Origin of the sequence: Pedobacter frigidisoli, assembly GCF_004331675.1 — a bacterium.
Classification (GTDB): Bacteria; Bacteroidota; Bacteroidia; order Sphingobacteriales; family Sphingobacteriaceae; genus Pedobacter; species Pedobacter frigidisoli.
Genome location: NZ_SJSN01000006.1, coordinates 176,498 through 203,123, shown reverse-complemented (window position 1 = coordinate 203,123; position 26,626 = coordinate 176,498). Strand labels below are relative to the sequence as shown.

22 protein-coding genes are annotated in these 26,626 nt (G+C 36.2%); 8 read left to right on the top strand and 14 right to left on the bottom strand.

What is annotated here, in order from left to right; translation table 11 throughout:
• Positions 1-120: 120 nt before the first annotated feature.
• Both EZ449_RS09340 and EZ449_RS09335 read right to left on the bottom strand, forming a co-directional pair.
• Positions 121-1,824: an ABC transporter ATP-binding protein gene (locus tag EZ449_RS09340; protein WP_131557991.1), complete on the bottom strand. Its 1,704-nt coding sequence runs from the start codon at positions 1,822-1,824 to the stop codon at positions 121-123.
• The gene (locus EZ449_RS09335) at positions 1,824-2,537 is read right to left on the bottom strand and encodes a 3'-5' exonuclease (RefSeq protein WP_131557989.1); all 714 of its coding nucleotides are present in this window, start codon (positions 2,535-2,537) and stop codon (positions 1,824-1,826) included. Before EZ449_RS09335 ends, EZ449_RS09340 begins: the two co-directional genes overlap by 1 nt.
• A gap of 77 nt (positions 2,538-2,614) precedes the next feature.
• On the opposite strand from EZ449_RS09335, the gene EZ449_RS09330 reads away from it, so the two are divergent.
• On the top strand, positions 2,615-3,115 hold the full coding sequence (locus tag EZ449_RS09330) for a DUF1579 family protein (protein ID WP_131557987.1): 501 nt from the start codon (positions 2,615-2,617) through the stop codon (positions 3,113-3,115).
• Positions 3,116-3,177: 62 nt separating this feature from the next.
• Here EZ449_RS09330 and EZ449_RS09325 read toward each other — a convergent pair whose 3' ends face one another.
• Both EZ449_RS09325 and EZ449_RS09320 read right to left on the bottom strand, forming a co-directional pair.
• Positions 3,178-4,074, bottom strand: a complete 897-nt coding sequence (locus tag EZ449_RS09325) for a DUF72 domain-containing protein (protein WP_131557985.1) — start codon at positions 4,072-4,074, stop codon at positions 3,178-3,180.
• Between the two features lie 493 nt (positions 4,075-4,567).
• Entirely contained in the window at positions 4,568-5,956 is a 1,389-nt protein-coding gene (locus EZ449_RS09320) for an arginine decarboxylase (protein WP_131557983.1), read from the bottom strand.
• 446 nt (positions 5,957-6,402) lie between these two features.
• Here EZ449_RS09320 and EZ449_RS09315 point away from each other — a divergent pair, with 446 nt between their 5' ends.
• Positions 6,403-6,633, top strand: coding sequence for a hypothetical protein (locus tag EZ449_RS09315; protein ID WP_131557981.1), 231 nt, complete (start codon positions 6,403-6,405; stop codon positions 6,631-6,633).
• Positions 6,634-6,725: 92 nt separating this feature from the next.
• On the opposite strand, the gene EZ449_RS09310 is transcribed toward EZ449_RS09315, so the two are convergent.
• From EZ449_RS09310 to EZ449_RS09300, 4 genes are all read right to left on the bottom strand, one after another.
• Positions 6,726-7,499, bottom strand: coding sequence for a PhnA domain-containing protein (locus tag EZ449_RS09310; protein WP_225872276.1), 774 nt, complete (start codon positions 7,497-7,499; stop codon positions 6,726-6,728).
• Between the two features lie 276 nt (positions 7,500-7,775).
• Positions 7,776-7,922, bottom strand: a complete 147-nt coding sequence (locus tag EZ449_RS22635) for a hypothetical protein (protein ID WP_165499728.1) — start codon at positions 7,920-7,922, stop codon at positions 7,776-7,778.
• Between the two features lie 102 nt (positions 7,923-8,024).
• Complete coding sequence (ctlX, locus tag EZ449_RS09305) at positions 8,025-8,936, bottom strand: citrulline utilization hydrolase CtlX (protein ID WP_131557979.1); 912 nt, start codon at positions 8,934-8,936, stop codon at positions 8,025-8,027.
• Between the two features lie 83 nt (positions 8,937-9,019).
• Positions 9,020-10,465, bottom strand: a complete 1,446-nt coding sequence (locus tag EZ449_RS09300; RefSeq protein ID WP_131557977.1) for an arginine deiminase family protein — start codon at positions 10,463-10,465, stop codon at positions 9,020-9,022.
• 229 nt (positions 10,466-10,694) lie between these two features.
• Between EZ449_RS09300 and argS the strand changes: the two genes are divergently transcribed.
• Together argS and EZ449_RS09290 are read left to right on the top strand one after the other, a co-directional pair.
• A complete protein-coding gene (gene argS / locus EZ449_RS09295; protein ID WP_131557975.1) occupies positions 10,695-12,467 on the top strand; it encodes an arginine--tRNA ligase in 1,773 nt (590 codons plus the stop codon).
• 100 nt (positions 12,468-12,567) lie between these two features.
• Positions 12,568-13,329, top strand: coding sequence for a sulfite exporter TauE/SafE family protein (locus EZ449_RS09290; protein WP_131557973.1), 762 nt, complete (start codon positions 12,568-12,570; stop codon positions 13,327-13,329).
• A 104-nt stretch (positions 13,330-13,433) separates the two neighbouring features.
• Here EZ449_RS09290 and EZ449_RS09285 read toward each other — a convergent pair whose 3' ends face one another.
• The 3 genes from EZ449_RS09285 to EZ449_RS09275 form a co-directional block, all read right to left on the bottom strand.
• Positions 13,434-13,634, bottom strand: coding sequence for a YtxH domain-containing protein (locus EZ449_RS09285; RefSeq protein ID WP_131557971.1), 201 nt, complete (start codon positions 13,632-13,634; stop codon positions 13,434-13,436).
• Positions 13,635-13,705: 71 nt separating this feature from the next.
• Positions 13,706-14,227, bottom strand: coding sequence for a protease (locus EZ449_RS09280; protein ID WP_131557969.1), 522 nt, complete (start codon positions 14,225-14,227; stop codon positions 13,706-13,708).
• Between the two features lie 53 nt (positions 14,228-14,280).
• Complete coding sequence (locus EZ449_RS09275) at positions 14,281-15,405, bottom strand: AI-2E family transporter (protein ID WP_131557967.1); 1,125 nt, start codon at positions 15,403-15,405, stop codon at positions 14,281-14,283.
• Positions 15,406-16,124: 719 nt separating this feature from the next.
• Between EZ449_RS09275 and EZ449_RS09270 the strand changes: the two genes are divergently transcribed.
• The gene (locus EZ449_RS09270) at positions 16,125-16,577 is read left to right on the top strand and encodes a ferritin-like domain-containing protein (protein ID WP_131557965.1); all 453 of its coding nucleotides are present in this window, start codon (positions 16,125-16,127) and stop codon (positions 16,575-16,577) included.
• 73 nt (positions 16,578-16,650) lie between these two features.
• Here EZ449_RS09270 and EZ449_RS09265 read toward each other — a convergent pair whose 3' ends face one another.
• Positions 16,651-16,845, bottom strand: a complete 195-nt coding sequence (locus EZ449_RS09265) for a hypothetical protein (protein WP_131557963.1) — start codon at positions 16,843-16,845, stop codon at positions 16,651-16,653.
• A complete protein-coding gene (locus EZ449_RS23030; protein ID WP_225872275.1) occupies positions 16,845-16,991 on the bottom strand; it encodes a hypothetical protein in 147 nt (48 codons plus the stop codon). Before EZ449_RS23030 ends, EZ449_RS09265 begins: the two co-directional genes overlap by 1 nt.
• 668 nt (positions 16,992-17,659) lie before the next feature.
• Here EZ449_RS23030 and EZ449_RS09255 point away from each other — a divergent pair.
• On the top strand, positions 17,660-20,413 hold the full coding sequence (locus tag EZ449_RS09255; RefSeq protein WP_131557959.1) for a DUF5695 domain-containing protein: 2,754 nt from the start codon (positions 17,660-17,662) through the stop codon (positions 20,411-20,413).
• A gap of 295 nt (positions 20,414-20,708) precedes the next feature.
• On the opposite strand, the gene EZ449_RS09250 is transcribed toward EZ449_RS09255, so the two are convergent.
• Positions 20,709-23,075: a glycoside hydrolase family 127 protein gene (locus tag EZ449_RS09250; RefSeq protein ID WP_131557957.1), complete on the bottom strand. Its 2,367-nt coding sequence runs from the start codon at positions 23,073-23,075 to the stop codon at positions 20,709-20,711.
• 247 nt (positions 23,076-23,322) lie between these two features.
• Between EZ449_RS09250 and EZ449_RS09245 the strand changes: the two genes are divergently transcribed.
• Together EZ449_RS09245 and EZ449_RS09240 are read left to right on the top strand one after the other, a co-directional pair.
• Complete coding sequence (locus EZ449_RS09245) at positions 23,323-24,717, top strand: aminopeptidase P family protein (RefSeq protein WP_131557954.1); 1,395 nt, start codon at positions 23,323-23,325, stop codon at positions 24,715-24,717.
• Between the two features lie 9 nt (positions 24,718-24,726).
• The gene (locus EZ449_RS09240; RefSeq protein WP_131557952.1) at positions 24,727-26,403 is read left to right on the top strand and encodes a M1 family metallopeptidase; all 1,677 of its coding nucleotides are present in this window, start codon (positions 24,727-24,729) and stop codon (positions 26,401-26,403) included.
• Positions 26,404-26,626: the final 223 nt, after the last annotated feature.

The window sequence follows — 26,626 nt, the reverse complement described above, 5'->3', positions numbered from 1 at the left end:
AATGGATAATGTGAGATGGTTGATGAATGACTATAATAAGATGAAAATTTAAGATTGATAGGTGAAATAGATGAAAGGAAAACGATATCCATTATCCATCTTACATCAATACATTTTCCATCAAGAGCTTGGAATAGCTTCGATTAACTTCTTGGTGTATTCAGCTTTTGGAGCATAAAATATCTGTTCTGGAAATCCCTCTTCTTCAATCTTGCCTTTATTCATTACCAAGATACGATCGGAAATGTGTTTCACCACGGCTAAATCGTGAGAGATGAAAATGTATGTTAGCCCAAATTCGCGTTGAAGATCTTTAAGGAGGTTTAAAACCTGAGCTTGAACAGAAACATCTAAGGCTGAAACCGATTCATCACAGATGATGAATTTAGGCTCCAATGCTAGCGCTCGAGCAATTACCACCCGCTGCCTTTGGCCACCGCTAAATTCGTGAGGATAGCGATTGAAATGTTCTTTTTTTAAACCTACCTTATTAAGCAATTCTAAAACCTTTTGCTTTCGTTCAGCATCATTTTTAAATAGATTGTGAACTTGTAAAGGCTCCAAGATGGATTGACCAATACTAAGTTTTGGGTTTAGTGAAGCATATGGATCTTGAAAAATGATTTGTATATCTTTTCTCAGCTTTCTTAATTCAGCTCTGCTGATGTTCGTGATATTCTCATCGTTAAAAATTATACTTCCTACTGTGGGTTGGATTAACCTTAAAATTGTTCTTCCAAGCGTTGTTTTACCGCAACCAGATTCGCCAACTAAGCCGAGTGTTTCTCCTGGAAAAACATCAAAATTAATTTGATCAACAGCTTTTACATAATCTTTCGTTTTACCAAATAAACCATTGTTTATAGGATACCATGTGCATAAATCCTTAATTTGTAATAATGGCTTTTGGGCATAAAGCAATTCTCTTCGTGATGCGATTTCTTCTGCCGTTAATCGATTCGATGCCTGTAGATGAGCCGATGCATCATCAATCTTTCCTGTCAAAAAATCTGCTACAACTGGTAGCTTTTTCAATTGCAGACTTGGCGATGGGCGACAAGCGAGCAATCCTTTTGTGTATGGATGTTGAGGATTTTCGAATATGGATTTTGCAGGCCCTTGCTCTACAATTTCACCTTTATACATTACCGCAACTTCATCGGCAATTTCATTTACCACACCTAAATCGTGTGAGATAAAGATCATCGCCATATTACGCTCTTCCTTCAACTTTAAAAGCAATTGAAGAATGGTTTTTTGAACGGTTACATCGAGTGCAGTTGTAGGCTCATCGGCAATTAATAGTTTCGGGTTGCAGCTTAAAGCCATCGCAATCATTACCCTTTGTTTTTGTCCCCCTGAAATTTGATGTGGATAGCTATCAAATATCTTTTCAGGCCGAGGAAGTTGAACTTCATTAAAAAGCTCAATGGTTTTTTGTTTGGCCGTTTGTTTATCAACTTTTTGATGCAAAATGATGGCTTCTGCTACTTGCTCGCCACATGTAAAAACAGGATTGAGTGAGGTCATGGGCTCCTGAAAAATCATCGAGATTTGGTTTCCTCTAATTTGACGAATTTCGTTTGAACTTAATTTTAGAAGACTGATGTCCTCAAAATCAATATCGCCAGTAATTTTTGCCGATCTTTCATCATGCAAACGCATAATGGAAAAGGAAGTTACCGATTTTCCTGAACCAGATTCACCAACAATACCTAAAACCGTACCTTTTTTAACATTAAAACTGATCTGTTTTACAGCTTTAAACCAAGTTTTTTCATCTTGATTATAGAAATCGATAGTTAAGTTTTCAACGTTTAGCATCAGGATACAATGGTAATGTTTTCTACTGGAATTATTTCCATTCCCTTAAATTTTAGCAGCACTTGTGCTGTAGTTACTACATCTTTTTGACAGTAAGTTACAATGCGATCTAAATTTTGTTCTTCGTAATAAACTTGCCTAACCTGGCCACCATCTATATCATCCTTTGGAGTAGGGATGTTTAATATTGCCGCCAAAAGATTTAGCGAGGTGAAATTTTTATAGTCGCCAAATTTCCAAAGTTCCATAGTGTCTAAATGATTTATTTCCCATGGCTTTTTACCTGATATTTGCAATTGGATAGGTATTTCAATTCCATTAACAATTAGTCTTCGACATAAATAAGGATAGTCGAATTCTTTTCCATTATGTGCGCAAAACTTTAATGTCGGAATTTGTTTATCCATTAAATTTGAGAATTGTTGTAAAATTTCTCTTTCATCGTGCCCCGCTATTGATTTGATTCGAAGTGAATAAGATTTATTTTGATAGCTAAAAATGCCCAAGCTGATACAAATGATCTTACCAAATTCTGCAAATATCCCAGCTCTTTCATAAAATTCATCCGCTCCTTGATCTGGTTTTCTTTGAAAATAAGTTTTATGTTCCCAAAGCTCTTGCAAATAGGGAGGTACATCATCATAGCATGAATACTGTGGAACAGTTTCTATATCGAGCACAATTACTTGACTAAGGTCTAGCGTTTTTAGCATAAAACAAGATAAGTAAATAAATTTACACTTGTCAATTATCAGTTTTCAAACCAGTTTAAATTTTTATAAGTTTGAGTATGGCAAAAAGCAAATTCGAGCAATCACTAGAAGATGGTGCTCATCAGCAAATTAAAAGTTTGGTAGGTAGTTGGAAAGGAACTTCTAAAACTTGGTTTGAGAAAGATGTTTTAGTTGATGAATCTCCAACAGAAGCAGAAATTTCATCAATTTTAGATTGTCGATTTATTTCTTACGATTATCGAAGTAGCTTAGAAAGGAAGCCTTTAGCGGGTAAAATGATTATTGGTTTCGATATTCCTTATCAGAAATTTACTTTTAGCTGGATAGATAGTTTCCACATGGGCACGCAGATTATGCAGGCAACAGGTGATGCAACTGAAAATGGCTTTTCCATTTTAGGATCTTGGGGAAATCCCGAATATGGCGATCAGCTTTTTGGCTGGCGTACCGAACTGCAGATTATTAGTAATGATGAGATTGTCTTTTTAGCTTATAATATCATGCCTGGTGAAGAAGAAACAAAAGCACTAGAAACCATACTGACCAGAGTAATATAGCCATTTGAGCTCGTCGAAACTGCTTTTTTAAACTATCTGACAAGCTCAAAATGATAATATTCTTAAAATAAGGTTTGCGGAGTATTGCCACTAGCCATCACTGGAATATCCAAATCTGTGCCTACAGCCTTATTTAATTTCTCTATAAAATACGCAGATAATAAGGGCGAAGCCAGTTCTACATTTTGGTGAACAAAGAAATATAGATTTTGCAAACCTTGTTCTTTCCACTTAACAATTCTATCAATCCACTTATCTAAACGAGCATAATCACTTTCATGATTTGCGCCAACATAGCGAATAAAAGCAGTTGGCGTAGTTAACCTCATGTGTAGCATATCTCTGCGACCAGCAGTATCTACAATTATATTCGCAATGCCTTTATCTTCAAATAAATTAGCGAATTCATTTGCAATTGTAGGATTGGAAAACCATTCTTCATTTCTTACCTCAACCCCCAATGGAATTACTTTCGGGAATTCTTGAACAACGATTTTTAGCCTTTCAAAATCCTTTGGTTTAAAGTTATCATGCAGCTGAAGAAAAGCCATTCCAAGTTTATCCTCGAAGTTACTAATGGCATCACAGTATTGTTCAATAGGCTCCTTAACGTTAATTAATCTTTTAAAATGACTAATTGTATTGGTTAGTTTAGGAAAGAACTTAAAATCAGCAGGTGTTTTGTTTGTCCAGGTAATTACCTGTTCGCTGCTTGGCATCCCGTAAAAAGTTGCATTTAATTCAATTGAATTGAACTGCGTGGAATAGTAGGTCAGCTCATCTTTTGTTCCTTTCGGATAAAACCCCTTTAAATCGGCTTTATTCCACTTGGCGCAACCAACAAAAGCCTGAAAATCTTGCTTAGGTTTGTTTTTTGCCAATATGCCTGCAGTTTCAGGAGCATCTGCAGGAAGTGTGAAATCTATAATCGATGGGTCTTCTACTTTACCGAATTGCATATCAAGTTCTTTAACTAACCGCTAAGTTAGCAAAGAAAATTTCGCAAAGAAACACAAAGAAAATATTTTGCAAAATCCACTAATTAAAAAGCATGAAGTAATCTTAATGCCATCGCTTTAAACCCAACGTTGAAAATTGCTTTCGCGAAAAGTCGAGGCAGGCTGTTCAATTACGAACGTAAAAAACGCTAAGAAATATTGCATTTTGCTTTATTTCTTAGCGTTCGTTATAAAACCTCATCATATTAAAGTTTGTGGTTTGGCAAATTATTTATTGTCCCTCTCCTTGAATAGAAGGAATGAAGATTTCTCCAAAAAACTAAGCGCCTAACTTTGTGTTCTTTGCGTATTAGTGGTTAAATATGCTTAGCGTTTTTTGCGGTTAAACTACTCTTAGCGTTCGTTGTAAAACCTATTCTAAGCGGCCACCTTTGTGTTCTTTGCGTCTTCGTAGTTAAAAAAATAGCGTTCTTTGCGGTTAAAACTAGAAAACTTAATAGCCCAATATTTTCAGCACTTGCTTACTATTCTGCTCTTCACCAAAAACCTCGAAATTAAAACTCTCATCTCTATTTCTGCGAATTAAAACGTGTTTCGGGCTAGGTAATAAACAGTGATGAATACCTCCGTAACCACTCAAAACCTCCTGATAAGCACCGGTATGGAAAAATCCTAAGTATTGTACTTTACGTGTTTTAGGCATAAATACACTGTTCATGTGTGCCTCTTGGTTGTAATAATCCTGACCATCGCAAGTGATACCACCTAAGTTTACACGTTCGTATTCAGCATCCCAATTATTTATTGGCAATAAAATGTATTTTTGGTTCAAAGCCCAAACATCAGGTAAATTCGTAATGAAAGAACCATCTAACATTAACCAACGCTCACGATCGTTCTGTTGCTTACGGCCTAAAACCTTGTATAAAATTCCAGAAGCTTCAGCAACTGTATATTTTCCAAATTCGGTAATAATATCTGGCTCCATAACATCATGGATGGCACAAATTTCCTTAATTCGTTTTACAATTTCGTTTACCATATACTCGTAATCGAAATCGAAAACCAACGAATCTTTAAATGGCATACCACCACCAATATCCAAAGTATCTAAATCAGGATTTATCTTTTTGAACTTGCAATAAAGCGTTACATATTTCTCTAATTCGTTCCAATAATATGGCGAATCGGTAATACCCGAGTTGATAAAGAAATGCAGTAATTTCACCCTGAAATTCGGATTATGGACGATTTTATTGTTATAAAAATCGATAATATCTTCCATACGAACGCCCAACCGCGAAGTATAAAATTGCGAGTCTGGTTGTTCCTCAGCTGCAATGCGTATACCTAAGTTACAGGGCGTATCAATGTCAACTTCATCATCAAAAAGGTTAAATTCCTCTTTGTTATCCAATACAGGGATGATATTCGTATAACCATCATGCAACATATCAATAATATATTGCTTGTATTGATAGGTTTTAAAACCATTACAAATAATGGTTGTGTCTTTACTTAAAACACCTTTTTTCTCAAGTGCCTCAATCATCGGCATGTCGAAAGCCGATGAAGTTTCAAGGTGAATATTGTTCTTAAGTGCTTCTTCTACAATGTGTTTAAAGTGCGAACTTTTCGTACAATAGCAATACTTGTAATCGCCACGATAATTATTCTTTAAAATGGCAGTTTGGAAAAGAATCTTCGCTTGTTGAATTTTCTTGCTTACCATTGGTAAGTACGTGAAACGCAGAGGAGTACCATACGTTTCTATCATTTCCATCAGGTTCAAATCCTGAAAATATAATTCATCATCTATAACATCAAAACCTTCCTGTGGAAAGCCAACACTTAGATCAAGAAATTCTGAGTAACTCTGCATTTACTTATTAAATATTTTTTGCAAAAATGTAATTTTAAATCGAGAATTAATCTTTATTGAAAATATTTTTACTGTAGAGAAACGCTTGGGCTAAAGACAAATTTTTTGTAGAAATTGTTTTCGTTATAAATTTAGATATCAGAATGGTTTTTTATTTGAAAAGCAGGGTCCAATAGATATCGGTTACTCTGGCCCCGCTGTCCATTTTACGAAGCCGAGAAAATCGGCAACGTGCTCACTTCCATCGGGTTTAATCAATACTGTTTTTGCAGCTATTAAAGATTTTGGATAGCGATGAGGCTCATCTGGACTCAACCACAACAACATATTAAGATAAACAATTGTATTTATTTAGCTATAATCAAACTAAATTGATTTCCTAAAGTTATTTAAAGTAATTCTAACGTTCATTCGTCTTAAACTATAGAAACCTTAAAAATTTTCCCATGATTTCTTTTTTTAAAACCAATATTCAAACAAGAGTGGAGCTTAATAAAATTGCTAAACATTTAAATAATTTGCTTTTGGGAGCAACTTGGAGTGTAGATCTAACAGAAGCTGATAAAATTCTAAGGATAGATTCTAGCCTTGATAAAATCGGCGATGCGGTTTCCTTGCTAACAAAGTTTGGATTTAACTGCGAAAATTTGAGGAATTTTTATGCCCCATCAGCTTAGTAATATTAAATTAGGGGAATATGTTTAATTTAATGTTTTTCTTTCCTTGAGGCCAAAATAAATTCGGGATACCGACTTGATTAAAACAAATGCTAACCCTTTCTTAGGTATTTAGTCAAAATTACAATTGTTTGTCCGTCTACCTTGCCTTCAATTTGTTCGACATTGTCTTGCACCAATCGAATGTTTTTGACAACAGTTCCTAGCTTTGCGCTCAAAGTTGAGCCTTTAATATCTAATGTTTTTACTAATACAACCGTGTCTCCTTCATATAAACGTGTTCCATTACAGTCTTGATGGAATTCTACTGTTCCATCTTGTTCATGGTCGCCGGTTTTTTTAGCCCATTCTAGTGTTTCATCTTCAAGATATAAAATATCTAAACTATCAGCTGCCCACCCTTCACTTCTCAATCTACTTAACATTCTCCAAGCAACAACCTGTACAGGAGAAAATTCAGACCACATGGTTTCGATCAATATTTCCCAGTGGTCAGCGTTAAGTTGTTCTGTTTTTTCAATCTGATCTAAGCAAGTTTTACAAACCAAAATGCTATTATCGCTATTCGCATTGCTCATTGGAGGTACTTCGTAAATAACTAGTGCAATCTCCGAAGTGCACAATTCGCATTTGTTACCCGATCGTGATTGTAATTCTTGTGCTAAAGACATATAAACTGCTTGGTTTTTGGCGAAAGTAAGAAAACTATTCGGAATAAATTGTGACGTGTAGATTGGATAAATTGTGGTTGGGCGAATATTTCGGCGAGTGAGGACACCAGCTGATAGGAGACCTGTATTTCGATTTATGTTCGTCCTGCTGTCCGTTTTACTTCTCCCGATTGAAAAATCGGGATTTGTGCTCAATCCATCAGGTTTAAATAAATCTGTATACGCTACTATTTATGTTTTAATTGCAAAACACTTTAATAAATCCTCGGTTGAAACCGACGGTAAAGAAATGGCATGTGCGAATAATAGTGGATTCCATGGTTGATGGTTCACCAACCAGCCGTTGGATTAACCATTAATAATCCTTTTGTCTTTCTGTAGTTCATTTTCAAACTTTTCATTCCAATTTTTTAAGCTTATTGTCGTTTCTTCTCTCTGGTCATCAAATATGATCCAAGCGTCAGCATCAGTTTAGAGTTTGATCAGGATTTCAATATCAATTTCCGAGATAATGGATTGTCCATATTTTCTTTTTCCATTCAGTAAGGCATCCCACAATGCGTATTCTAAATTCAACATCCATCCAGCTGAATAGCAGTATTCTGAAATTTCCCTCATGAAACCCGCTAACTGTAATTCCTTTTTCTGTAAATCTTGTAGCGTTATGCAAAGTGTTTTAAAATTTGATCTTATGTCATTCCGATTGGCTTTAGCATATAACTATCTCATGGGCAAATGAATTTCTGCAAGCATGCACCTTGCGCTACCGCCACCATTTTTTTCAATGGTGTAAAGCGGTGCATAAATAATTCTGTTGTATATTTTCAGTTTAATTACTTGTTCTTCGGCTAAAGACAAATAGGCTTGCTCAGACATTACCAATAAACTTTCACTGCTTGCATTCGAAACCTGTAACATATTCCCAGCGAAATGATTCATCTGATCCAAGCTAATTTCTATAATTTCTTTTCCGCTGTCGATTAAGTTCAAAGCCACCTGTTCTCTTTCTTTCGAGTTTTTGATGCTATCTAAACAAATCACAGCGAATTTATCGCCAATGCACATCATTACATTGGTGTGGTATATGGGGAAATTTGTATTATCTACCGCTTGAAATGCTACGGGCTGATAACCTGTGAGCATACAGAAATTATTCAATACCTCTTCATCTGTTCGAACGCTTAAGCATGCGTACGCAATTTTATTTGTACGATCTAAAACCATGCTTCCAGTGCCTTCTAAAAAAGCATATTGCATTTCGTAAAAACTCAAATCGCTTATATGGCTCACCTCAAATTTATCTTTTAAGCCATCCAATATTTCTTTTCTACGCTCTAATCTGCGGTTCTCAGAAAACATCGGATAAAGAAAAACAGAACCATCTTCATGAAAAGAAACCCAATTGTTTGGGAAAATAGAATCTGGTGTTTCGGGATGCAAAGTATCGTCAACAACGGTTACATCAACTCCATTTTCCTCAAGCAAAGTAACGAAGCCGTCAAACTCTTTTAATGCTTGTGTTTGTACATCGCTCTCGGTTGATGCAACTTGAAATTTATTATTGCCTGCTGTTTGCTCATTGAATTTGAAATCAACTGGGCGAATCATTAGGATGTGATTGGTTATTTGCATTTTAGTATCAAGTATTTAGTATCAAGTATCAAGATTTAAATGGCCAGTTCACCATTATCCATCAACCATCTTACATTTCACATTTACAAATCATCTCTTAAAATCGGTAAACTCATACAATGGAAACCACCACGGGCACGAGATAATTCTGCCGATGGCATTAAAATTAAAGTATCGGTAATGGTTTCGGTATTTGCTTTTCCACTTTCTAAATCCTGAATTAGATCTTTTACATCCACAATTGTAAAACCTGCATCTTTAAAGGCATCAACCGTTTTATCGTTTCTATCATATCCTAAAACCACACCTTCTTTAATGGCAAGGAGGTTGCAAGAATCTGTCCATTGTTCTCTCGAATCGTAAGGGAACTGATTGTTTCCACTGTAGATAATTTTAGTAGGCTCACTGCTTTTTAAATCATTCTGACTAATGTCGTTTAACAAAGCCTCTACATGTTCAAAGTGTTTTGGCTCCCCAGGATTTGCTTTTGTAAACTGAATGGCCGTAGTTGATTCTAATCTTTCTGGTTCCTTTAAAAAGTTAATTGGTTCGTAAGGGTTGTATTTTGGTGAATGGGCAATTGAGTTTAAGATTACCCAAGTATTGCGTTTAACCTGCGTAAAAACTGTATCTAAGTGCATGTAATCGCGTTTGCTCGGAATTTTAACTACAGTTACTTTCTCCACCACATCATTATCGAACAACAATTTTATGGCCTCGTTTGCCCCATGTTCTGATGTTCGCTCACTACAGCCTATTAATACATGGTTCGGACTTACCATCATTACATCGCCACCTTCTAAAGTGGTGCTAAAAGCTGGTTCATCTCCGGGGCGTAAAAAGTGCATGGTAACATCAGGTATTTCCAGAATGTTATTTCTGTAATTTTCGAATAGGGGGTGATTGAAGAAAATATAACGCATTAAAAGGGTTTCGCGAACGCGGGCTTTTTTTGCGGGCTTGTTTAATAAAATATGATTATTAATTGTCGTTCCTACATCACGGGTAAAAATTAAATTCGGGATTGGCGCAAAAATCATGGTATCGTTTGCCAGCGTTCCTGAAATGAAAATCTCTGCCAATTGTTTTGGGTCGGTATTGGTCAACTCCATTTGTACCTTATAAGTACAGCCCTCAATTGCGCAAACCGCCGCTACTAATTTCTTACGGATAGATTCATTCTCCAGCATTTCGCTTAAAAGATTTTGAATCTCGATTACCGAAGTTGAATTATGAAAATCTGGATGATTCGGTTTGTAGAAATTTCGATTATCTTCTTCGGAATCTATCTTAGCCAACTTTCCTTTTATTTTTTCAGGATCAAGAAAGTACATCAATAACTTAATATAATAATCGTATTCGCCTTTACGGATGGTATCTAAATGCACAATATCCTCAAAAAGCCAATCTTGTGCTTTCGATGGTACTACTTTGCCCAAACCACTATCTGGACTGTGGATTAACAACTTACGCAACCTGCCGATTTCGGTCTTTACGTTGACTTTAAAATTTTGATTTTCTCCGCTCATAAATAAGTTAGTGATACAAAGCTATTAGAATTTTTTAAAAGTCCGATGTCCGAAGACCGAAGTCAGAAGATGTTGAGCCTAATCAAAACGATGTATTGGAAATCCGGATTACACTAAAAACTATCAACTATGTATCAAGATGGTGTCATCGCACTTATAAAATATAATCGAGAATTGAACTTCAGACCTCTGACTCCTGACTTTCGGACTTTTTCCCTATTTTTACGCCATGAATTTTATTATTGCCGAAACACAGAAAGCCATTCTTGAACTTTACAAGGAAGAAGTTGCCGAAAGTGTCATTAACATACAAGATACCCGTAAAGAATTTGAAGGCCAAGCAACGATTGTTGTTTTTCCGATTACAAAGATTTCGAAAAAATCGCCTGAGCAAACTGCCAGTGAAATTGGCGCATATTTGGTCGCCAACGTTGAGGATATAACTAAATTTAACGTTGTAAAGGGCTTTTTAAACTTAAGCATTGCGGAAAGTTATTTCTTAAACCAATTTAATAAAGAAATCTTAGCTACTGATTTCGGCGTTTATCCATCGAATGGAAAAAAGGTAATGGTAGAATATTCTTCTCCAAATACCAACAAGCCTTTACATTTAGGTCATGTTCGTAATAATTTATTGGGTTACTCCGTTTCTGAGTTGCTAAAAGCTTATGGCTACGATGTGGTTAAAGTTAATTTGGTAAATGATAGGGGAATCCACATTTGTAAATCGATGCTGGCTTGGCAAAAATGGGGTAATGACGAAACACCGGAAAGCACAGGTTTAAAAGGTGACCACCTTGTTGGAAAGTACTATGTGATTTTTGATAAGGAATACAAAAAGGAAATTGAGGCTTTAAAAGCAGAGGGGCAAACTGAAGATGAAGCCAAGAAAAATGCGCCTTTAATTAAGGAAGCGCAGAATATGTTGCAAAATTGGGAAGCCGGCGATGTAGATGTTATTTCTCTCTGGACCAAAATGAATGGCTGGGTTTATGATGGGTTTGCGGTAACTTATAAAAACCTTGGGGTTGATTTTGATAAATATTATTACGAAAGCAACACCTATTTATTGGGTAAGGGAACGGTTGAAGAAGGTTTGGCAAGCGGTGTTTTCTTCAAGAAAGATGATGGTTCGGTGTGGATTGACTTAACGGCTGATGGCTTAGACCAAAAATTGGTGCTTCGTGCTGATGGAACTTCCGTTTACATTACACAAGATTTAGGAACTGCAGAAATGAAACACGACGATTTCGATATGGATGAGTCGATTTATGTGGTTGGAAATGAACAGGATTATCACTTTAAGGTGCTGTTTTTAATTCTTGAAAAATTAGGTAAAAGCTGGGCAAAAGGACTTTATCATTTATCGTACGGGATGGTTGATTTGCCTAACGGAAAAATGAAAAGCCGCGAGGGAACTGTTGTAGATGCTGATGAACTGATCGAAAGTATGATTACCACTGCCCGTGAGAAAACGGAAGAATTGGGTAAAACCAATGATTTTACTGAAGAGGAAAAAGAGGAATTATATAAAAACATCGGCTTAGGAGCATTAAAATATTTCTTATTGAAAGTTGAGCCTAAGAAACGTTTACTGTTTAATCCTGCTGAGAGTATCGATTTTCAAGGAAATACAGGTCCGTTTATTCAATACACACATGCTAGGATTAAATCTTTACTGAGCAAAGCCGATTATCAGTTTGCACCTAACAGCGAGCAGTTCTCAGGCATATCTGAAGTTGAACTGGAAATCATTCTTCTTTTGGCTAAATATCCATCAGAAATTGCAATAGCTGCTAAAGCTGACAGTCCGGCGAGTTTGGCCAATTATATATATGAGCTGGCTAAGCTTTTTAACAAATTTTACCATGAGGTTCCGCCAATTGTTAAAACAGAAGCTGGTGATGAGAAACAGTTTCGTTTAAATTTAAGTAAGAAAACAGCAGATGTTTTAAATGCAGGGATGCTGATATTAGGAATTACTTCTCCGGAAAGAATGTAAGGTTGCATGGAAAATGGATGATGGAAGATGGTGCTTTTCAATTAGGTTTTTTTAATGATATGATCTTGAAATCCGACCATCCTATAAATTCTATTCCTTAATGTACGAGTTGGTTTTACTTTGCCTTGTTGCGTTCGCAGCAGGTTTTATAGATGCTATTGTTGGTGGCGGTGGTTTATTGCAAACGCCTGCCACCTTACTCATTTTGCCACATTATCCAGTTGCCACACTTTTAGGGACTACCAAAATCCCCTCTATCGCAGGAACATCTTTGGCTGCATTTAAATATTCCAAGCAAGTTAAGTTTAATTTTAAGATACTGATTGCTTGTGCAAGTGCTGCATTTTGTACCGCACTTTTGGGTGCTTTTTTGGTCAGCCGAATTGATAATGCCGTAATAAAGCCAGTTATTTTGGTGGTGCTGATTTTGGTGGCACTTTATACCTATTTCAATAAACAATTCGGTATTCATCAAGAGAAAAATCATTCTGTAAAAAAGCAGGTTTTAATGGCTGCGCTATTTGGATTGCTAATTGGTTTTTATGATGGATTGATTGGCCCAGGAACTGGTTCTTTTCTGATCTTAGTTTTTATTGCTGTTTTGGGCTTCGATTTTATTGGCGCAAGTGCACATGCCAAAATTGTAAACATCGCGACTAATTTAGCTGCCATTATTTACTTCAGTTCTACAGGCCATATTCTCTTTCAATACGCAATCCCAATGGCTATTTTTAATGTTGGTGGTGCTTATTTCGGTACCAAACTTGCGCTGTTGAAAGGCAACAAATTTGTTAGGGTATTTTTTCTTATCGTTGTTTTCGGAACAATTCTAAGATTTGCGTACGACATCCTTATCAAGTAATTTTAATCAATAATAAAGAATAATGCTCTTTATGGATTCAATAAAAAAAGCATCATCGGTTTTAACCGATGATGCTTTTTGCATTCTATCTTAATGACTAATAACTAAATTCCAAGATCTTCCTTGGCATAAGTTGCCTTGGTTTCAAATTCGCGTTTGTAATCTTTCGCTTTTTCCATCCATTCAGGTGCTTTGTCCTTTATGTCATCTACAACCGATCTTCCTGTGATCGGATCTTTTTTGGTGATATATTTAACGCCCGCATAAATCGCTGCGCCTATCATTGCTGTTTTTAAAAATCCCATTTTCTTATCAATTTTATTTGTTAATATAACATTAGATTTAGGCTAAAGGTTTTAGTTACAACAATTTTGTGTTAATTTCCTACAGTGATCATTATACTATCCTTTACTACTACTCCGCTAATATTGCTCGAATTGTATTTAACGGTATAAGTTCCAGCTTTTGATATGGAATAAGCATCAAGAAGATTAAAGTCTACGCTTGTGCTATCTTTAGCTTTAAGTGAAATATAACTATCAGCGGGAGGCGGCATAATTCTTTTAGCCATTGGCCCTTTATAATCCACTTCAGTTCCATCGCTTAAAGTAACATCTAAATACTTACTCATCAATCGCTCAAAAGGGGTATGCCATTTGCAAAATTTTGCTGAAGTATCGGCAGTATTGTGTACAGAAAATTTGACATTAATAGGCTCGCCCAGTTTAACGTTTTTTGGTGAAGACAGTTTGCCTACCATAGTGCTTTGATCTATAACTTGAGCTGATGCGTTACCGGAGGAATCTACAGTGTTTGTTTTATCCGATACCTTACTTGATGAACTGCATGCTGCTAAAAACAGGGTAGAGCAAATCAGTAATGTTTTTGTTTTTATCATTATTAAATTATTTTTTATAAATCGAGTGGTAGTGAAAGGTAATACAATCCAATTTATCCTTTTTCTGTTCCAGCTTTTACTGCTACGGGTTTCTTTTTCCTGAAAATTGGAAATGTCATTGGGCTTCTGGCTGGGCGTTCATCACCCAACAAAACACCCCATTGTTTAAACATTTCTGTACGATCGAAAATAATTTTCAAAACCGCAACTATAGGCAGAGCGAGGAACATACCAGACACTCCGGCAATACTTCCGCCAATAAATACGCCAAGAATAGCAAATAAGGCATTTATTTTTACCTTCGAGCCTACAATTCTTGGCATCAATATATTATTATCTAAAAACTGTACAAAAGCGATAACACATAAAACGGTAATTACTGGCCATAACTCTTGAGATGATGTTAACGTTAGCAAAACACCTATCAGGTTTCCTATTAATGCACCAACATAAGGAATCAAATTTAAGATGGCGAAGATTACACCAATTAGTAAAGCGTGTTTTATGCCTATTAACATCAAAATACCGCCCAATAAAATAGTCATGTACGTTATTTGTATCAATAGGCCAATTAGGTAACTTTTAATGATTGATTCAGTTTCGTAAATCGCCTCTTTCACTTTTGGGTGATCATCGGTTTTAAACCACATAAATATAAAACGCAGTAAAATATCCTTATAGAAAAGCATTAAATAAATATAGATTGGTAACAGGCCAATGAACACAAATATGCCACTTAAGGTAACAGCAGCCCCGCCCGCCAATGATGTGCCCATGTTCATCAAATCATCACTCTTATCTTGAATGAAAGCTTTTTGTTCTTTATCATCGTAATGGGTAATTCGGCTAATCCAATCACTTAACGAGTTAATGTGCTGGGTAACGTTTGCCTTTATCTGTGGGAAATCCTTTACCAAAATGCCAATCTGATTGGAAAAAAACCAAACAATTAAGCCCACAAATAATGCAACCAATAGTATCGGCAGTATGATGGATAGTGTTTCTTGAACTTTTCTTCTTTTTAAAAAACGATAAACAGGTAATAACATAATGCTAATGAAAAAAGCCATTAACATTGGCATAATAATATCTCTGGCGATTACCATTACGGCAACTATGGCCATGAGCCCAAGCAGCTCAATAGATCTTTTAACAGTTAGCGGTAAATTGTTTGTCATAAAGGTTTATCTGATTTGAAATTTAAACATCATCCAATACAAAATGTTTTTCTTAAGGTAAGAATTTATGATCAGTTTAATAGAAATGAAATTTATCCCGACTAATATTCAACATCATTTTGCGTATGCAATGTTCACAGAAAGTGTATATGGGGTTGTAAACAAAATTGTGTTAGCATTTGATACCCTAAAATTGGGGTATCGGCATTGTATTTGTAACAGTGCTGTTATGAGAAATAAAGATATGATCAGTGCATTACTAGGTATATTGGTTATGGCACTAACTTATTGGTTGTTATTTTTTCAGTTAGCACCTAAAGCAAATGGGCCGTCAAAGGTTTATTCTTCGCTTCCACATGCTAAATTGATAGAGTAGTAAGCCACAATCATTTGATTTAATTTTACCCTATACCTCTTCTTTTATCATATCGATTCGATATTCAATGCCATTAAGATTAAATTGTTGGTGTAATGTCGTACTGAACTAAATTGAAACTTTAGAAGTTCTTGATGTGATCCTCCTGATAAATTTAGTTTTTTGATTGTTACTAATATTTTATCAATTTGTACTGCATAAATAACGTTCATCGTACAAGTCCATTTTAGTATTTTACATTCTACCAAAGCTTAGCAGCCTTTCTAATCGATTGGTATTGAATTTGTAAAACTTCAAACTTTTTTCAATTTTTTGTGGTTCTTTAACTAAACTAATTTATACCATGGAAAATAATAATGAAATTATCAGCGACCTTAAAGGTTTAGTGTCAATTGTAAACGACGGTAAAGAAGGTTACGAATCGGCTGCCGAAACAACTGACAGCTTTGAATTAAAAGCAATCTTTTTGAAATATGCGGCAGAACGTAAAGCTTATGAGCTAGAATTAAAAGCACATGTTGCTACACACGGTGGAGAATCAGAAAATGAAAGTGGCGGTATATTAGGAGCTATCCACAGAACGTGGATTGATATTAAAGAAGCACTAAGCAGCAAGGAAGATGCAGCGGTTTTAGGAGCTATTGAAACGGGTGAGAAAGCAGCAGTAGAAAAATACGACATGGTGCTTAAAGATCCCAAAACCCATGCCGATCATCTTGATTTATTGAACAGACAGAGAGATGGTATTCAAAATGCATTAACTGAAATTCAATCTTTAATTCAAGCTAAAGCATAATAAAATTTTAATAATGTGATAAGCCATGCAGAGGTGCATGGCTTTTTTTTGGTTTATATTTAATCTTATTCTTTTAAAACTGATGATAACCATTGCTCCTCAACAAAAATACAGTGCTCTCATAGTCGTTTTTAAACTCTAAAACCTCATCGTTTTTTAAAGTCACCCGAGTACCTTTCTTCAAAGGCTCAATATTTTTTAAATGACTTACCTTAACATGGCAAGGCTTGTTCCATCTGCCCGTAAATTCTATCCACTCTTTCTTCATTAATTAGATAATGCGCAAAGATTAACCTTTTCACCACGTTTATCTCTAACCATTTTAACATCAACAGCCACTAATCCAGAGTTACCCATCGAAATTTCATATTGTACAACATCAAATCTTTTAAAGTTTTGAAAGTATCCTTCCATTCGAAACCTTATTTTTTGATCATTATGATCTTTAATCACGCCAGATTGGGAAACGAGATTAAACGTTAATATTATTCCGGTACGCATAATTTTTGGTTTAGGCTGTTTAATACAATATTCTGAAGTATCAATTCTTAATATCAATCAAATTTACAAAGGTCTGCTAAGCAAAAAGAATTCAACATCAAATTGTGAAATGTTGTGAAAGTAATAGGTATTTTATAGTAGTTGCGCTGAAATATTTATGCTAAATGCACAAATGATTGATAATTTTCTATTTACACTAAATTTATTTCCGTTGTAAAAATTAATGGCTATTATTCTTGCCAAATAACTTCTGATTTTTATGAGAAAAGCAAAACCTGTGTTTCAAAACAATGTTAGTCCCATTTTTCGCTGTAGCCCGATAGAAAAAATCGGGGCTGCCGCTACAATTGGGTTTATTTAATTGGCATACTGCAAGAAATTAAATAAGCTTTCTTGATAGTTTATTTCTTGATTCTTCATCCTGTAATAGGTAATCCTCCTAGTTATGCTCGTTAAACACCAACTGTAAATACGCCAATACTTTACCGATTTTGCCCTGTTTGCAATAATGGTTCGGCCTAAAAATTTTTAAGCTTACTTTTGAGTATTGCGTTATATCAGCATTGCAATACCTAATTTCTATGATTACTAAGCCTCTAACGATTAAATTTAAATCAATAATAATTTTTAGCATTGTATTTTGGTTGCTGGGCTTAGGTTTAACATTTGCTCAATCTCCTTGGGTTCCATTATCAAAAAAGCCATCAACACTAGGGCTAGAGAATGGATTTATTACTCTCGATGCAGGAGCATTTAACTTAAAACTGGTGAAATCATCGCAAACCGTTGCCAGCTTACAGCCAAAATCGGTTAAGGACTTTGATTTTGTTCCAAGCGATAGCCTTAAGGTTCGAAGTTCTGATGGGCTTTATCATTTGGGAGACATCAACTTAAGACTGCGTTTTGCAGATGATCAAGCTTGGAAAAGTTATAGTACCGCTGCAAAAAGAAGTCCTGTGAAAAGTATTGTTATCGCCAATACATTAGCTGCTGCAGATTTAACGCCAACCTTACCACTCGATATTCCCTTGCAAATCAATAGAATTTGGGAGATTCAAAAAGGAAAATTAGTGCTTCGTTTCGAACTGAAAAATAAATCTGATATGTCAATTGAGATTGGTGCTTTAGGTATTCCCATGATTTTTGATAATATTTTGGAGGGAAGAACGCTTGAGCAAGCACATGCTAAAAACGTTTTTTACGACCCATACATTGGTAACGACGCTGGTTATCTGCAAGTAACGCGATTAAGCGGACATGCACCATCGTTGATTGTTGCGCCAATAGGTCATACGCCTTTCGAAGCTTACAATCCCTTAAATGATGATCGTACTCCACGAGGAATTGCCTTTGAGGGTTTTTACGAATGGATGGTTTCCAGTAAAGCTTACGCAGAAAATGAGTGGAAAAATGCGTCTCAATGGAATACTCCAACGTCTATTTTGGTAAAACCTGGTGAAATCAAAAGTTATGCACTACAATTCATTTTATCAGGAACGGCAAAAGATATTGAAAGTGAGCTTATCGAAAACAATAGACCAGTTGCCATGTCGGTTCCAGGCTATGTGTTGCCTAAAGATGTAGATGGAAAGTTATTCATCAATTATAATAAAAAGATTAAATCTATAACTGTTTTTCCTGAAAATGCCTTGACGTTCAAAGCTGGTGATGTCACCAAAAATGGCTGGAAAAGCTATTCCGTAAAAGGCAATACTTGGGGTAGGGCAAGGTTATCCATAACTTATATTGATGGTTTGGAGCAAACGATTAATTATAAAATTATCGCTCCCGAAAGTGAGGTGATTGCAAATTATGGTCATTTTCTAACTACTGAACAATGGTTCAATCAACCGAATGATATTTTTAAACGTAGTCCTGCGCCAATTACTTACGATTATGATAAGCAACAGCAAGTAACACAAGATAACCGTGCATGGATTGCTGGTTTAAGCGATGAAGGTGGAGCAGGTTCCTGGCTTGGGGCCATGATGAAGCAATTTGTACATCCTGACAAGGAAGAAGTAGGTAAGTTACAGCAATTTGTAGATACGGTAATGTTTGGCAGAATTCAACTTAAGGATGGGCCTAAAAAATATGGTGTAAGAAAGAGTTTATTTTATTACGCACCAGATTCGATGCCTAAAGATACCTATGCTAAAGACATTAACTTTAAAACCTGGTCGGCTTGGCCTAAAAAGGAAGCTGATAATTTGGAGCGTTCTTACAATTATCCTCACGTTGCTGCTGCACATTGGGTAATGTATCGCCTGGCAAGAAATTATAAAGGTTTAGTTGATGAAAATTCTTGGAAGCAACATTTGCTTAATGCCGCGCAAACAGGTTTGGCAATGGTAAAACTGGCGCCATACTATGCGCAATTTGGCCAAATGGAGGGAACAATTTTCTATCTGATTTTAACAGATCTTAAAAATGAGGGTTTAACAGAGGAGGCTATAAAGCTTGAGACCGAAATGAAAAAACGTGCCAATCATTGGCGTTCCTTAGCTTATCCTTTTGGCAGCGAAATGCCATGGGATTCGACAGGGCAGGAGGAAGTATATGTTTGGTCGGATTATTTTGGCTACCAGGATAAAGCACAAGTTACCCTCGATGCGATTTTGGCCTACATGCCAGTAATCCCACATTGGGCGTATAATGGAAATGCCCGTCGTTATTGGGATTTCCTTTATGGTGGTAAACTCCAAAGAATAGAAAGGATGATTCACCATTATGGATCTGCACTTAATGCGATTCCGGTGTTGATGGACTATCGCAAAAACCCTGATGATTTTTATCTCTTACGTGCGGGTTACGGTGGGTTGCTAGGCTCTATCTCTAATATCACCGAAGATGGTTTTGCACCCGCGGCATTTCATGCATACCCATCAACTTTAAAAAACGACGGTATAACGGGAGATTACGGCTCAGGTTTCTTTGGTTATACTGTTAATACATCCTCATATCTAGTTCAGCATAAGGATTTTGGTTGGTTGGCTCATGGCGGTAATCTTACTCAAAAAGGAAAGATAATTAATGTTAAGCTTACAACTGCTGCAAAATCTTCAGTATATGTTGCACCAGCAGGACTTTGGATTACACTAGATGCTGGAACAATAGAAGAAGTCAGTTACAATGCTGCAACTAAAGAAATCAGCTTGAAGCTTTGCAAGGCAAATCAATATTCACCAAATGCAATTTTAAGGTTATCTCAGCCTGCTAAAATTGAAAATGTTGGTACATATTCAGTTAAGGATCATGTTGTTAAAGAACGTGGAGCCTATGAGATTTTACTTTCAACTGAACATAAAACAACACTAGTTATTCATCAATTATAGTCATTCATTTCCCGCAGATTTTGCAGAAAAGGTACGCAGATTTAAGAAGATGAAATTAAACAGCAAGGTATGTGTCGATTTGAGTGTTAATTATTTCATAAAATCAATTTGAGTGATGTCTAGGGCGGTCGTCATTGCGAGAAACTATTCTTCATAGTTTGTGACAACCTCATTGCTGCTTGCACTTTGAAAATAGCAAATAGATTGCCCCATCCGATGAAAAATCTGGACTCGCAGGGAAGAAAAACAAGAACGTCGATCTGTGATTCTAATAACCTTAAATCTTTGGGAAAACCTACAACGATTCTTTAATCACCCTTACTCCATAAATCGGACCAGCGCTATTTCTTGTTTTTGGCAATAATTTAACCGTTATTTTATTTTTGCCTTTCGTTTGCTCCACCGGAATTTTATAGGAAACATCATAGAATCTACTTTCCTTATATTTGTTCAAGTCTTCTGTTGCAATGTTCACGCCATCCACTAACACGTCGAAGATTCTTCCTCGGTTATCCATGCCCCAATAAGATGCAATGATAGTATTTTGTGCTTTCGGATCAACCTTTACATCGAACTGTAAAAAGCCATCTTCGCCAGCTATCCGCCACTTTTTTCCATGTTCTTCACCCATAGATTCTTTAGCAGCAGTAAAATTATGATCGCGTTCTGGCTGCATTTCACCAAAGCGAAAAATATCAGTCGTTTTGTCTTCTAACTCTTTCTGCTTACGTTTATCTTCGTCATATACCTTTTGCTGAACGGTCCATTTTTCCGGTGTGAATACATCCCAATAAACGCTATAATATTGGTTTTTGGTTTGATAAAATGGAATCATCGTCACTTCTTGAGGTTGGGCAGTATTTTTAGTTTCAAACCTAAGATCTTGTTGGTTAACAACACTTAGCCATTCTTTCGGATCGTTATTGGCACTTACAAATACAGGAACCCCTTTGATTGGATCAGGTTCTGTAGCTCCTAAAACACCAGCTAGTAAAACTGGACCATAAAACACTGCTCTTCTGTTGGCATTGTCTGGCATAGATTCGGTGTACAGTTTCTCCGGCGTTATGTAAGTGATCTTATCATTGTTATTCCATTTGCGATTAATCACATAATACCCCGTTTCATTTGGCGTAATCTTTTGCAATTCTCCATTAACGGCAATGGTAGTTTCTACAGACCATTTAGGCTTACGTACCCTAATAGAAAAGGTTGATGATTTAGTAAGTGTTAGCGTTAAAGTCGTTTGATCGCCTTGTGGCAAAGCGGTTTGTTGCGTTACTTTTATTCCTTTTTCTTTCCAATTTAGAACCGATGGAATAAAAAGATTGACATATAAACTTCCATCATTTCCTCTAAAATAAATACTCTCATTATACTTAACATGGTTTTCCATGCCAGTTCCTACGCAGCAGGTAAACGTATTAAACTTATCGCTATACTCTTTCTTGCCGCCCATTCGCAAAGGCACGAAATAGCAAGTCATTCCGTCATCGTGATTTTGGGAGGCTAAAATGTGATTATAAAGCGCTTTTTCGTAATAGTCAAATAATTCTGCTGATGGATTTTCGCTAAACAAATGCCCCGTAAGCTTAAGCATGTTGTAGGTGTTGCAGGTTTCGGTGGTATTTTCAGTGAGCTTGTCATTTAGCTTATCAGGCTCGCTTAAATATTCGTAATTACTGTTTCCGCCAGTGGCATAAGAATGATGGTAAACAACCGTTTTCCAAAAGAAATCGGCAATGGCTTTGTCGTTTTTATCTCCCGTAATTTCATGTCTCCTAGCACTTGCAATAATTTTTGGAATTTGCGTATTCGAATGCTTGCCAGGTAAAATATCCTGCTGCTGTGCCAGTGGATCTAAAATACGTTTATCGTAGAATTTATAAGATAGATCGAGAAATTTCTTGTCTCCAGTAATGGCAAATAGATTAACCAATGCATCAGCCATTCCACCATATTCGCAAAATAGCATTTTTTGCAAAAGCTCATCATTCAAGCCGCCAATTGTTTTTTGTGTCCAATTCGCCATGCCCATACATTCGTTAAGTGCTTTTTTATTGCCAGTGTATAAATAGACGTCGAGTAATCCAGCCATAATCTTATGAACCATGTACCATGGCGACCAACCTCCATTTAAATCAAATCCACCAGATTTAATATTTCCTTTAGCAACTTCCGACCACATTGTATCTTCTTTTGGAATGGCGCCAATGTAACCCGTTTTACGTGCCTTTTGGCATTCTTCCAATTGATCGACGATGTAATTTATTTTTTGAAGAAAAACTGGGTTTTTGGTAGATGCATACTGCATGGAAATCGCTGAAAGATAATGCCCTAATGAATGTCCGGCTAAACCGTCAGATTCCCATCCACCATAAATTTCTGCTTTTGGTGTTAATCCAGCATTTTTTCTAAAACCTGCCAGTAAACGATCCGAATCAAGGATAAGTAAATAGGCTTCATCGGCTTTCATTGCCGTTTTAAAAGTGCTTTCCAAAAGGCTTACCTGCGATAAATCAAATGCATAAGCTCTTATGGGTGTTGTATTCTTCACCTTTATTCTGCTATCATTAAACTGCGGAAAATAATTTTGGGCATTCGCACTTAAGGCAAAAAGGAAGCTGCAGGCTATGATATTTTTGGCAAGGGATTTATTCATTTTTAATTCGGTTTTGTTCTCATTAAAGGAAAATAAAATTAGCTAATTACCTATAACATGAAAGTATCATAATTTGCAACTTTTGTGCAGATTTTACCCTTATTTGCTGTTCTAATGAAAATATTTGCGATTTTTATACCATAACCATAGCTTATAATTCGCAGATACAACCCATATTTTAGCCATTCATGATAAAGTTTTTTAGATGAAGATTGCTTTTGGGATATTTGCCTAACACAAGAAAAAAATGTTCGATAAACAAGTTTACATCCAAAGAAGAGCTGCATTAAAATCACAATTAAATTCAGGGATATTACTTTTTTTAGGTAATGAGGATAGTCCGATGAATTACAAGGATAATACCTATCATTTTAGACAGGATAGTACGTTTTTGTATTATTTTGGAATTAGTGAACCAAACTTGGCTGCTGTTATTGATCTTGATGAAGACGAAATTATGCTCTTCGGTAACGAAATGGGAATTGATGATATCGTTTGGATGGGCAGACAAAAAACATTGCAAGAAAAGAGTGAAGATTCTGGTCTAAAAAATGTTCAGCCAGCTGAGAAACTTGCTTTTTACCTTTCTCAATATCAACAAAAAAATAGAGCTATACATTTTTTGCCACCTTATCGCTCAGAAAATAAAATCAAACTTTCTGCTTGGCTCAACCTGAAAATTGATCAGCTAAAATCTGCTGCATCCATACCATTTATCAAAGCTGTTGTGGCGCAACGCTCCATAAAATCTATAGAGGAAATTACTGAATTAGATAAAGCTGCGTCGTTATCTGCTGATATGCATTTAATGATTATGCAACAGGCGAAACCTGGAATGTATGAGCGTGAACTGGCTGCCAAAATTCAAGAAGCCGCTTTGTCTTCTGGCGGAAATCTTGCTTATCCAGCTATTCTGACTGTTCGTGGAGAGATTTTGCATAACCATAACCATGGCAATTTGCTTAAAGATGGACAAATGGTATTAAACGATTCTGGTGTGGAAACCGAAATGGGTTACGCCGGCGACTTAACTCGCACATTTCCTGTAGGTAAAAAATTTTCAGCAGAACAAAAAGATGTTTACGATATTGTACTTCAGGCTTATACCAATGCGAAAAATCTTTTAGCACCAGGGGTGAGGTATCTCGATGTTCACCTTACATCATGCAAAACCTTGGCGCAAGGTTTAAAAGATATAGGTTTAATGAAAGGCAATGTTGACGACGCTGTTGCGGCAGGAGCACACGCCATGTTTTTTCAATGCGGAACGGGCCACATGATGGGCTTAGATGTACATGATATGGAAGATTTAGGTGAGCAATATGTTGGTTACACCGAGGAGCTAATCAAAAATACCACCCAATTTGGATTGAAATCTCTTAGACTAGGCAAAGAACTGGAAGCTGGTTATGTGTTAACCGTTGAGCCCGGAGTTTACATCATTCCCGAATTGATCGACCCTTGGAAAGCAACTTACGAATTTGCAGAATTTATCAATTACGATAAGTTGGAGCAGTTTAGGTATTTTACTGGAATTAGGGTAGAAGACGATTTTCTAGTTACCGAAAATGGTGGTAGAATGTTAGGTAAACATTTGGCCTTAACCACCACAGAAATTGAAGATATCAGAAGTCAAGCTTAAAAAATAAATATGAAGATCTTAATTCGTACCACACTATTACTGCTTTTGCTAACGTTGAACAACAGATTGCAGGCACAAACAGAAATACCAGCTTACACTTTAGCTGATACTTTACGTGGGAGTCTGAATCCGGAGCGTACGTGGTGGGATGTTCAGCGGTACGAACTTTACATAAAGCCAGATTATAAGGATAAGAGTATAGTTGGTTCAAATACAATTGCTTATAAAGTCGTTAAGGCTAATACCGGAAGTACGAAAATGCAAATCGATCTTCAAGAACCCTTAATTATTGATAGCGTACTTTACAATGGATCTTCGAAATTAAAATTTGAACACACGGGCAGCGTTTGGTATGTTCATGTACCAGCGCAAAAGCTAGCTGCACAAAATAATGTGGCTATTTTTTACCACGGAAAGGTGCATCAAGCTAAGCGAGCACCTTGGGATGGTGGTTTTATATTCACTACCGATTCACTTTCTCGCCCGTGGATGACCGTGGCCTGCCAAGGACTTGGCGCTTCTGTTTGGTACCCGAATAAGGATCATCAAAGCGATGAACCAAATTTAGGTGCATCATTAACCATGACGGTTCCCGATAGCTTAACCGCTATTGCAAATGGAAGATTAGTTTTCAAGAAAGCTAATAAAGATGGCACCACAACCTACAAATACAATGTGGTAAACCCGATTAGCAACTATTGTATCATCCCTTACATCGGTAAATATGTGAATTTTAAGGAAACATATGCTGGCGAAAAAGGTCCGCTGGATGTTAATTATTGGGTGCTTGATTACAATTACGCCAAAGCCAAAACCTATATGCCAGATCAAGTACATAAAATGATGAAAAGTATGGAGCATTGGTTTGGCCCTTATCCATTTTATGAAGACGGCTACCAATTAATTGATGCTTCACACACAGGAATGGAGCATCAATCGGCTGTTTCTTATGGCAATCGATATAAATTTGGATACATGGGCAGAGATATGTCTGGCGATGGTTGGGGCTTAAAGTGGGATTTCATCATCATTCACGAAAGCGGGCACGAGTGGTTTGGAAATAACATCACCACGAATGATTTAGCGGATATGTGGGTGCATGAGGGTTTTACCAATTATAGCGAAACGCTTTTTGTTGATTATACTTTTGGTAATCAAGCTGGAAATGAATACAATTTTGGAATCAGAAAAGGAATTAAAAATGATAAGCCAATTATTCCTTCTTACGGTGTAAATGCACAAGGAAGCGGAGATATGTATCCAAAAGGTGGCAATATGCTGCACTCGATTAGGCATGGTTTAAACAACGATGAACTTTTCAGGTCTATACTGAGAGGATTAAATAAAAACTTTTACCATCAAACGGTAACTACCAAACAAGTAGAAGATTATATTTCTAGAGTTGCTAAATACCCTTACGCAAAAGTTTTCGATCAATATTTACGAACAACCCAAATTCCAACTTTGGAATATTACTTAAAAGATGGAAAAGCTTTCTATCGCTATACAGATTGTGTTAAAGGATTCAATCTGCCTTTATCGCTTACAAAAGCTGGTGTTAAAACGGTTAAAATTCTTCCTACGAATAATTGGCAACAAGTAAACTTATCGTCAGGTCAAGATTCTTTGTTTACTAAAACTGCTATCGAATTCATGTATTATCTTCAGGTTAAAAACGTAAAATAGTTTTCAGTCAGACGTTACATTTTATAGAATTTAAATCATTTTAACGAACCGTATTTTATATATAAAGTTGTGTATTTACAGTTGATATTGGTTAAAATCCGACAGTATTACCGAATCTCGATCTATTAACTTTGAAAATAATAGAATTGCCTCAATCATCACACAAGGCAATTTTATGATTTGAAAACTATTTTCGATAATCGATTTCTGTAATGAATTTTTA

Bases quoted from the DNA above. Each gene is read 5' to 3' on its own strand.
- EZ449_RS09340 (WP_131557991.1), bottom strand. From the start codon at position 1,824: ATGCTAAACGTTGAAAACTTAACTATCGATTTCTATAATCAAGATGAA.
- EZ449_RS09335 (WP_131557989.1), bottom strand. From the start codon at position 2,537: ATGCTAAAAACGCTAGACCTTAGTCAAGTAATTGTGCTCGATATAGAA.
- EZ449_RS09330 (WP_131557987.1), top strand. From the start codon at position 2,615: ATGGCAAAAAGCAAATTCGAGCAATCACTAGAAGATGGTGCTCATCAG.
- EZ449_RS09325 (WP_131557985.1), bottom strand. From the start codon at position 4,074: ATGCAATTCGGTAAAGTAGAAGACCCATCGATTATAGATTTCACACTT.
- EZ449_RS09320 (WP_131557983.1), bottom strand. From the start codon at position 5,956: ATGCAGAGTTACTCAGAATTTCTTGATCTAAGTGTTGGCTTTCCACAG.
- EZ449_RS09315 (WP_131557981.1), top strand. From the start codon at position 6,403: ATGATTTCTTTTTTTAAAACCAATATTCAAACAAGAGTGGAGCTTAAT.
- EZ449_RS22635 (WP_165499728.1), bottom strand. From the start codon at position 7,922: ATGAGGGAAATTTCAGAATACTGCTATTCAGCTGGATGGATGTTGAAT.
- ctlX (WP_131557979.1), bottom strand. From the start codon at position 8,936: ATGCAAATAACCAATCACATCCTAATGATTCGCCCAGTTGATTTCAAA.
- EZ449_RS09300 (WP_131557977.1), bottom strand. From the start codon at position 10,465: ATGAGCGGAGAAAATCAAAATTTTAAAGTCAACGTAAAGACCGAAATC.
- argS (WP_131557975.1), top strand. From the start codon at position 10,695: ATGAATTTTATTATTGCCGAAACACAGAAAGCCATTCTTGAACTTTAC.
- EZ449_RS09290 (WP_131557973.1), top strand. From the start codon at position 12,568: ATGTACGAGTTGGTTTTACTTTGCCTTGTTGCGTTCGCAGCAGGTTTT.
- EZ449_RS09285 (WP_131557971.1), bottom strand. From the start codon at position 13,634: ATGGGATTTTTAAAAACAGCAATGATAGGCGCAGCGATTTATGCGGGC.
- EZ449_RS09280 (WP_131557969.1), bottom strand. From the start codon at position 14,227: ATGATAAAAACAAAAACATTACTGATTTGCTCTACCCTGTTTTTAGCA.
- EZ449_RS09275 (WP_131557967.1), bottom strand. From the start codon at position 15,405: ATGACAAACAATTTACCGCTAACTGTTAAAAGATCTATTGAGCTGCTT.
- EZ449_RS09270 (WP_131557965.1), top strand. From the start codon at position 16,125: ATGGAAAATAATAATGAAATTATCAGCGACCTTAAAGGTTTAGTGTCA.
- EZ449_RS09265 (WP_131557963.1), bottom strand. From the start codon at position 16,845: ATGAAGAAAGAGTGGATAGAATTTACGGGCAGATGGAACAAGCCTTGC.
- EZ449_RS23030 (WP_225872275.1), bottom strand. From the start codon at position 16,991: ATGGAAGGATACTTTCAAAACTTTAAAAGATTTGATGTTGTACAATAT.
- EZ449_RS09255 (WP_131557959.1), top strand. From the start codon at position 17,660: ATGATTACTAAGCCTCTAACGATTAAATTTAAATCAATAATAATTTTT.
- EZ449_RS09250 (WP_131557957.1), bottom strand. From the start codon at position 23,075: ATGAATAAATCCCTTGCCAAAAATATCATAGCCTGCAGCTTCCTTTTT.
- EZ449_RS09245 (WP_131557954.1), top strand. From the start codon at position 23,323: ATGTTCGATAAACAAGTTTACATCCAAAGAAGAGCTGCATTAAAATCA.
- EZ449_RS09240 (WP_131557952.1), top strand. From the start codon at position 24,727: ATGAAGATCTTAATTCGTACCACACTATTACTGCTTTTGCTAACGTTG.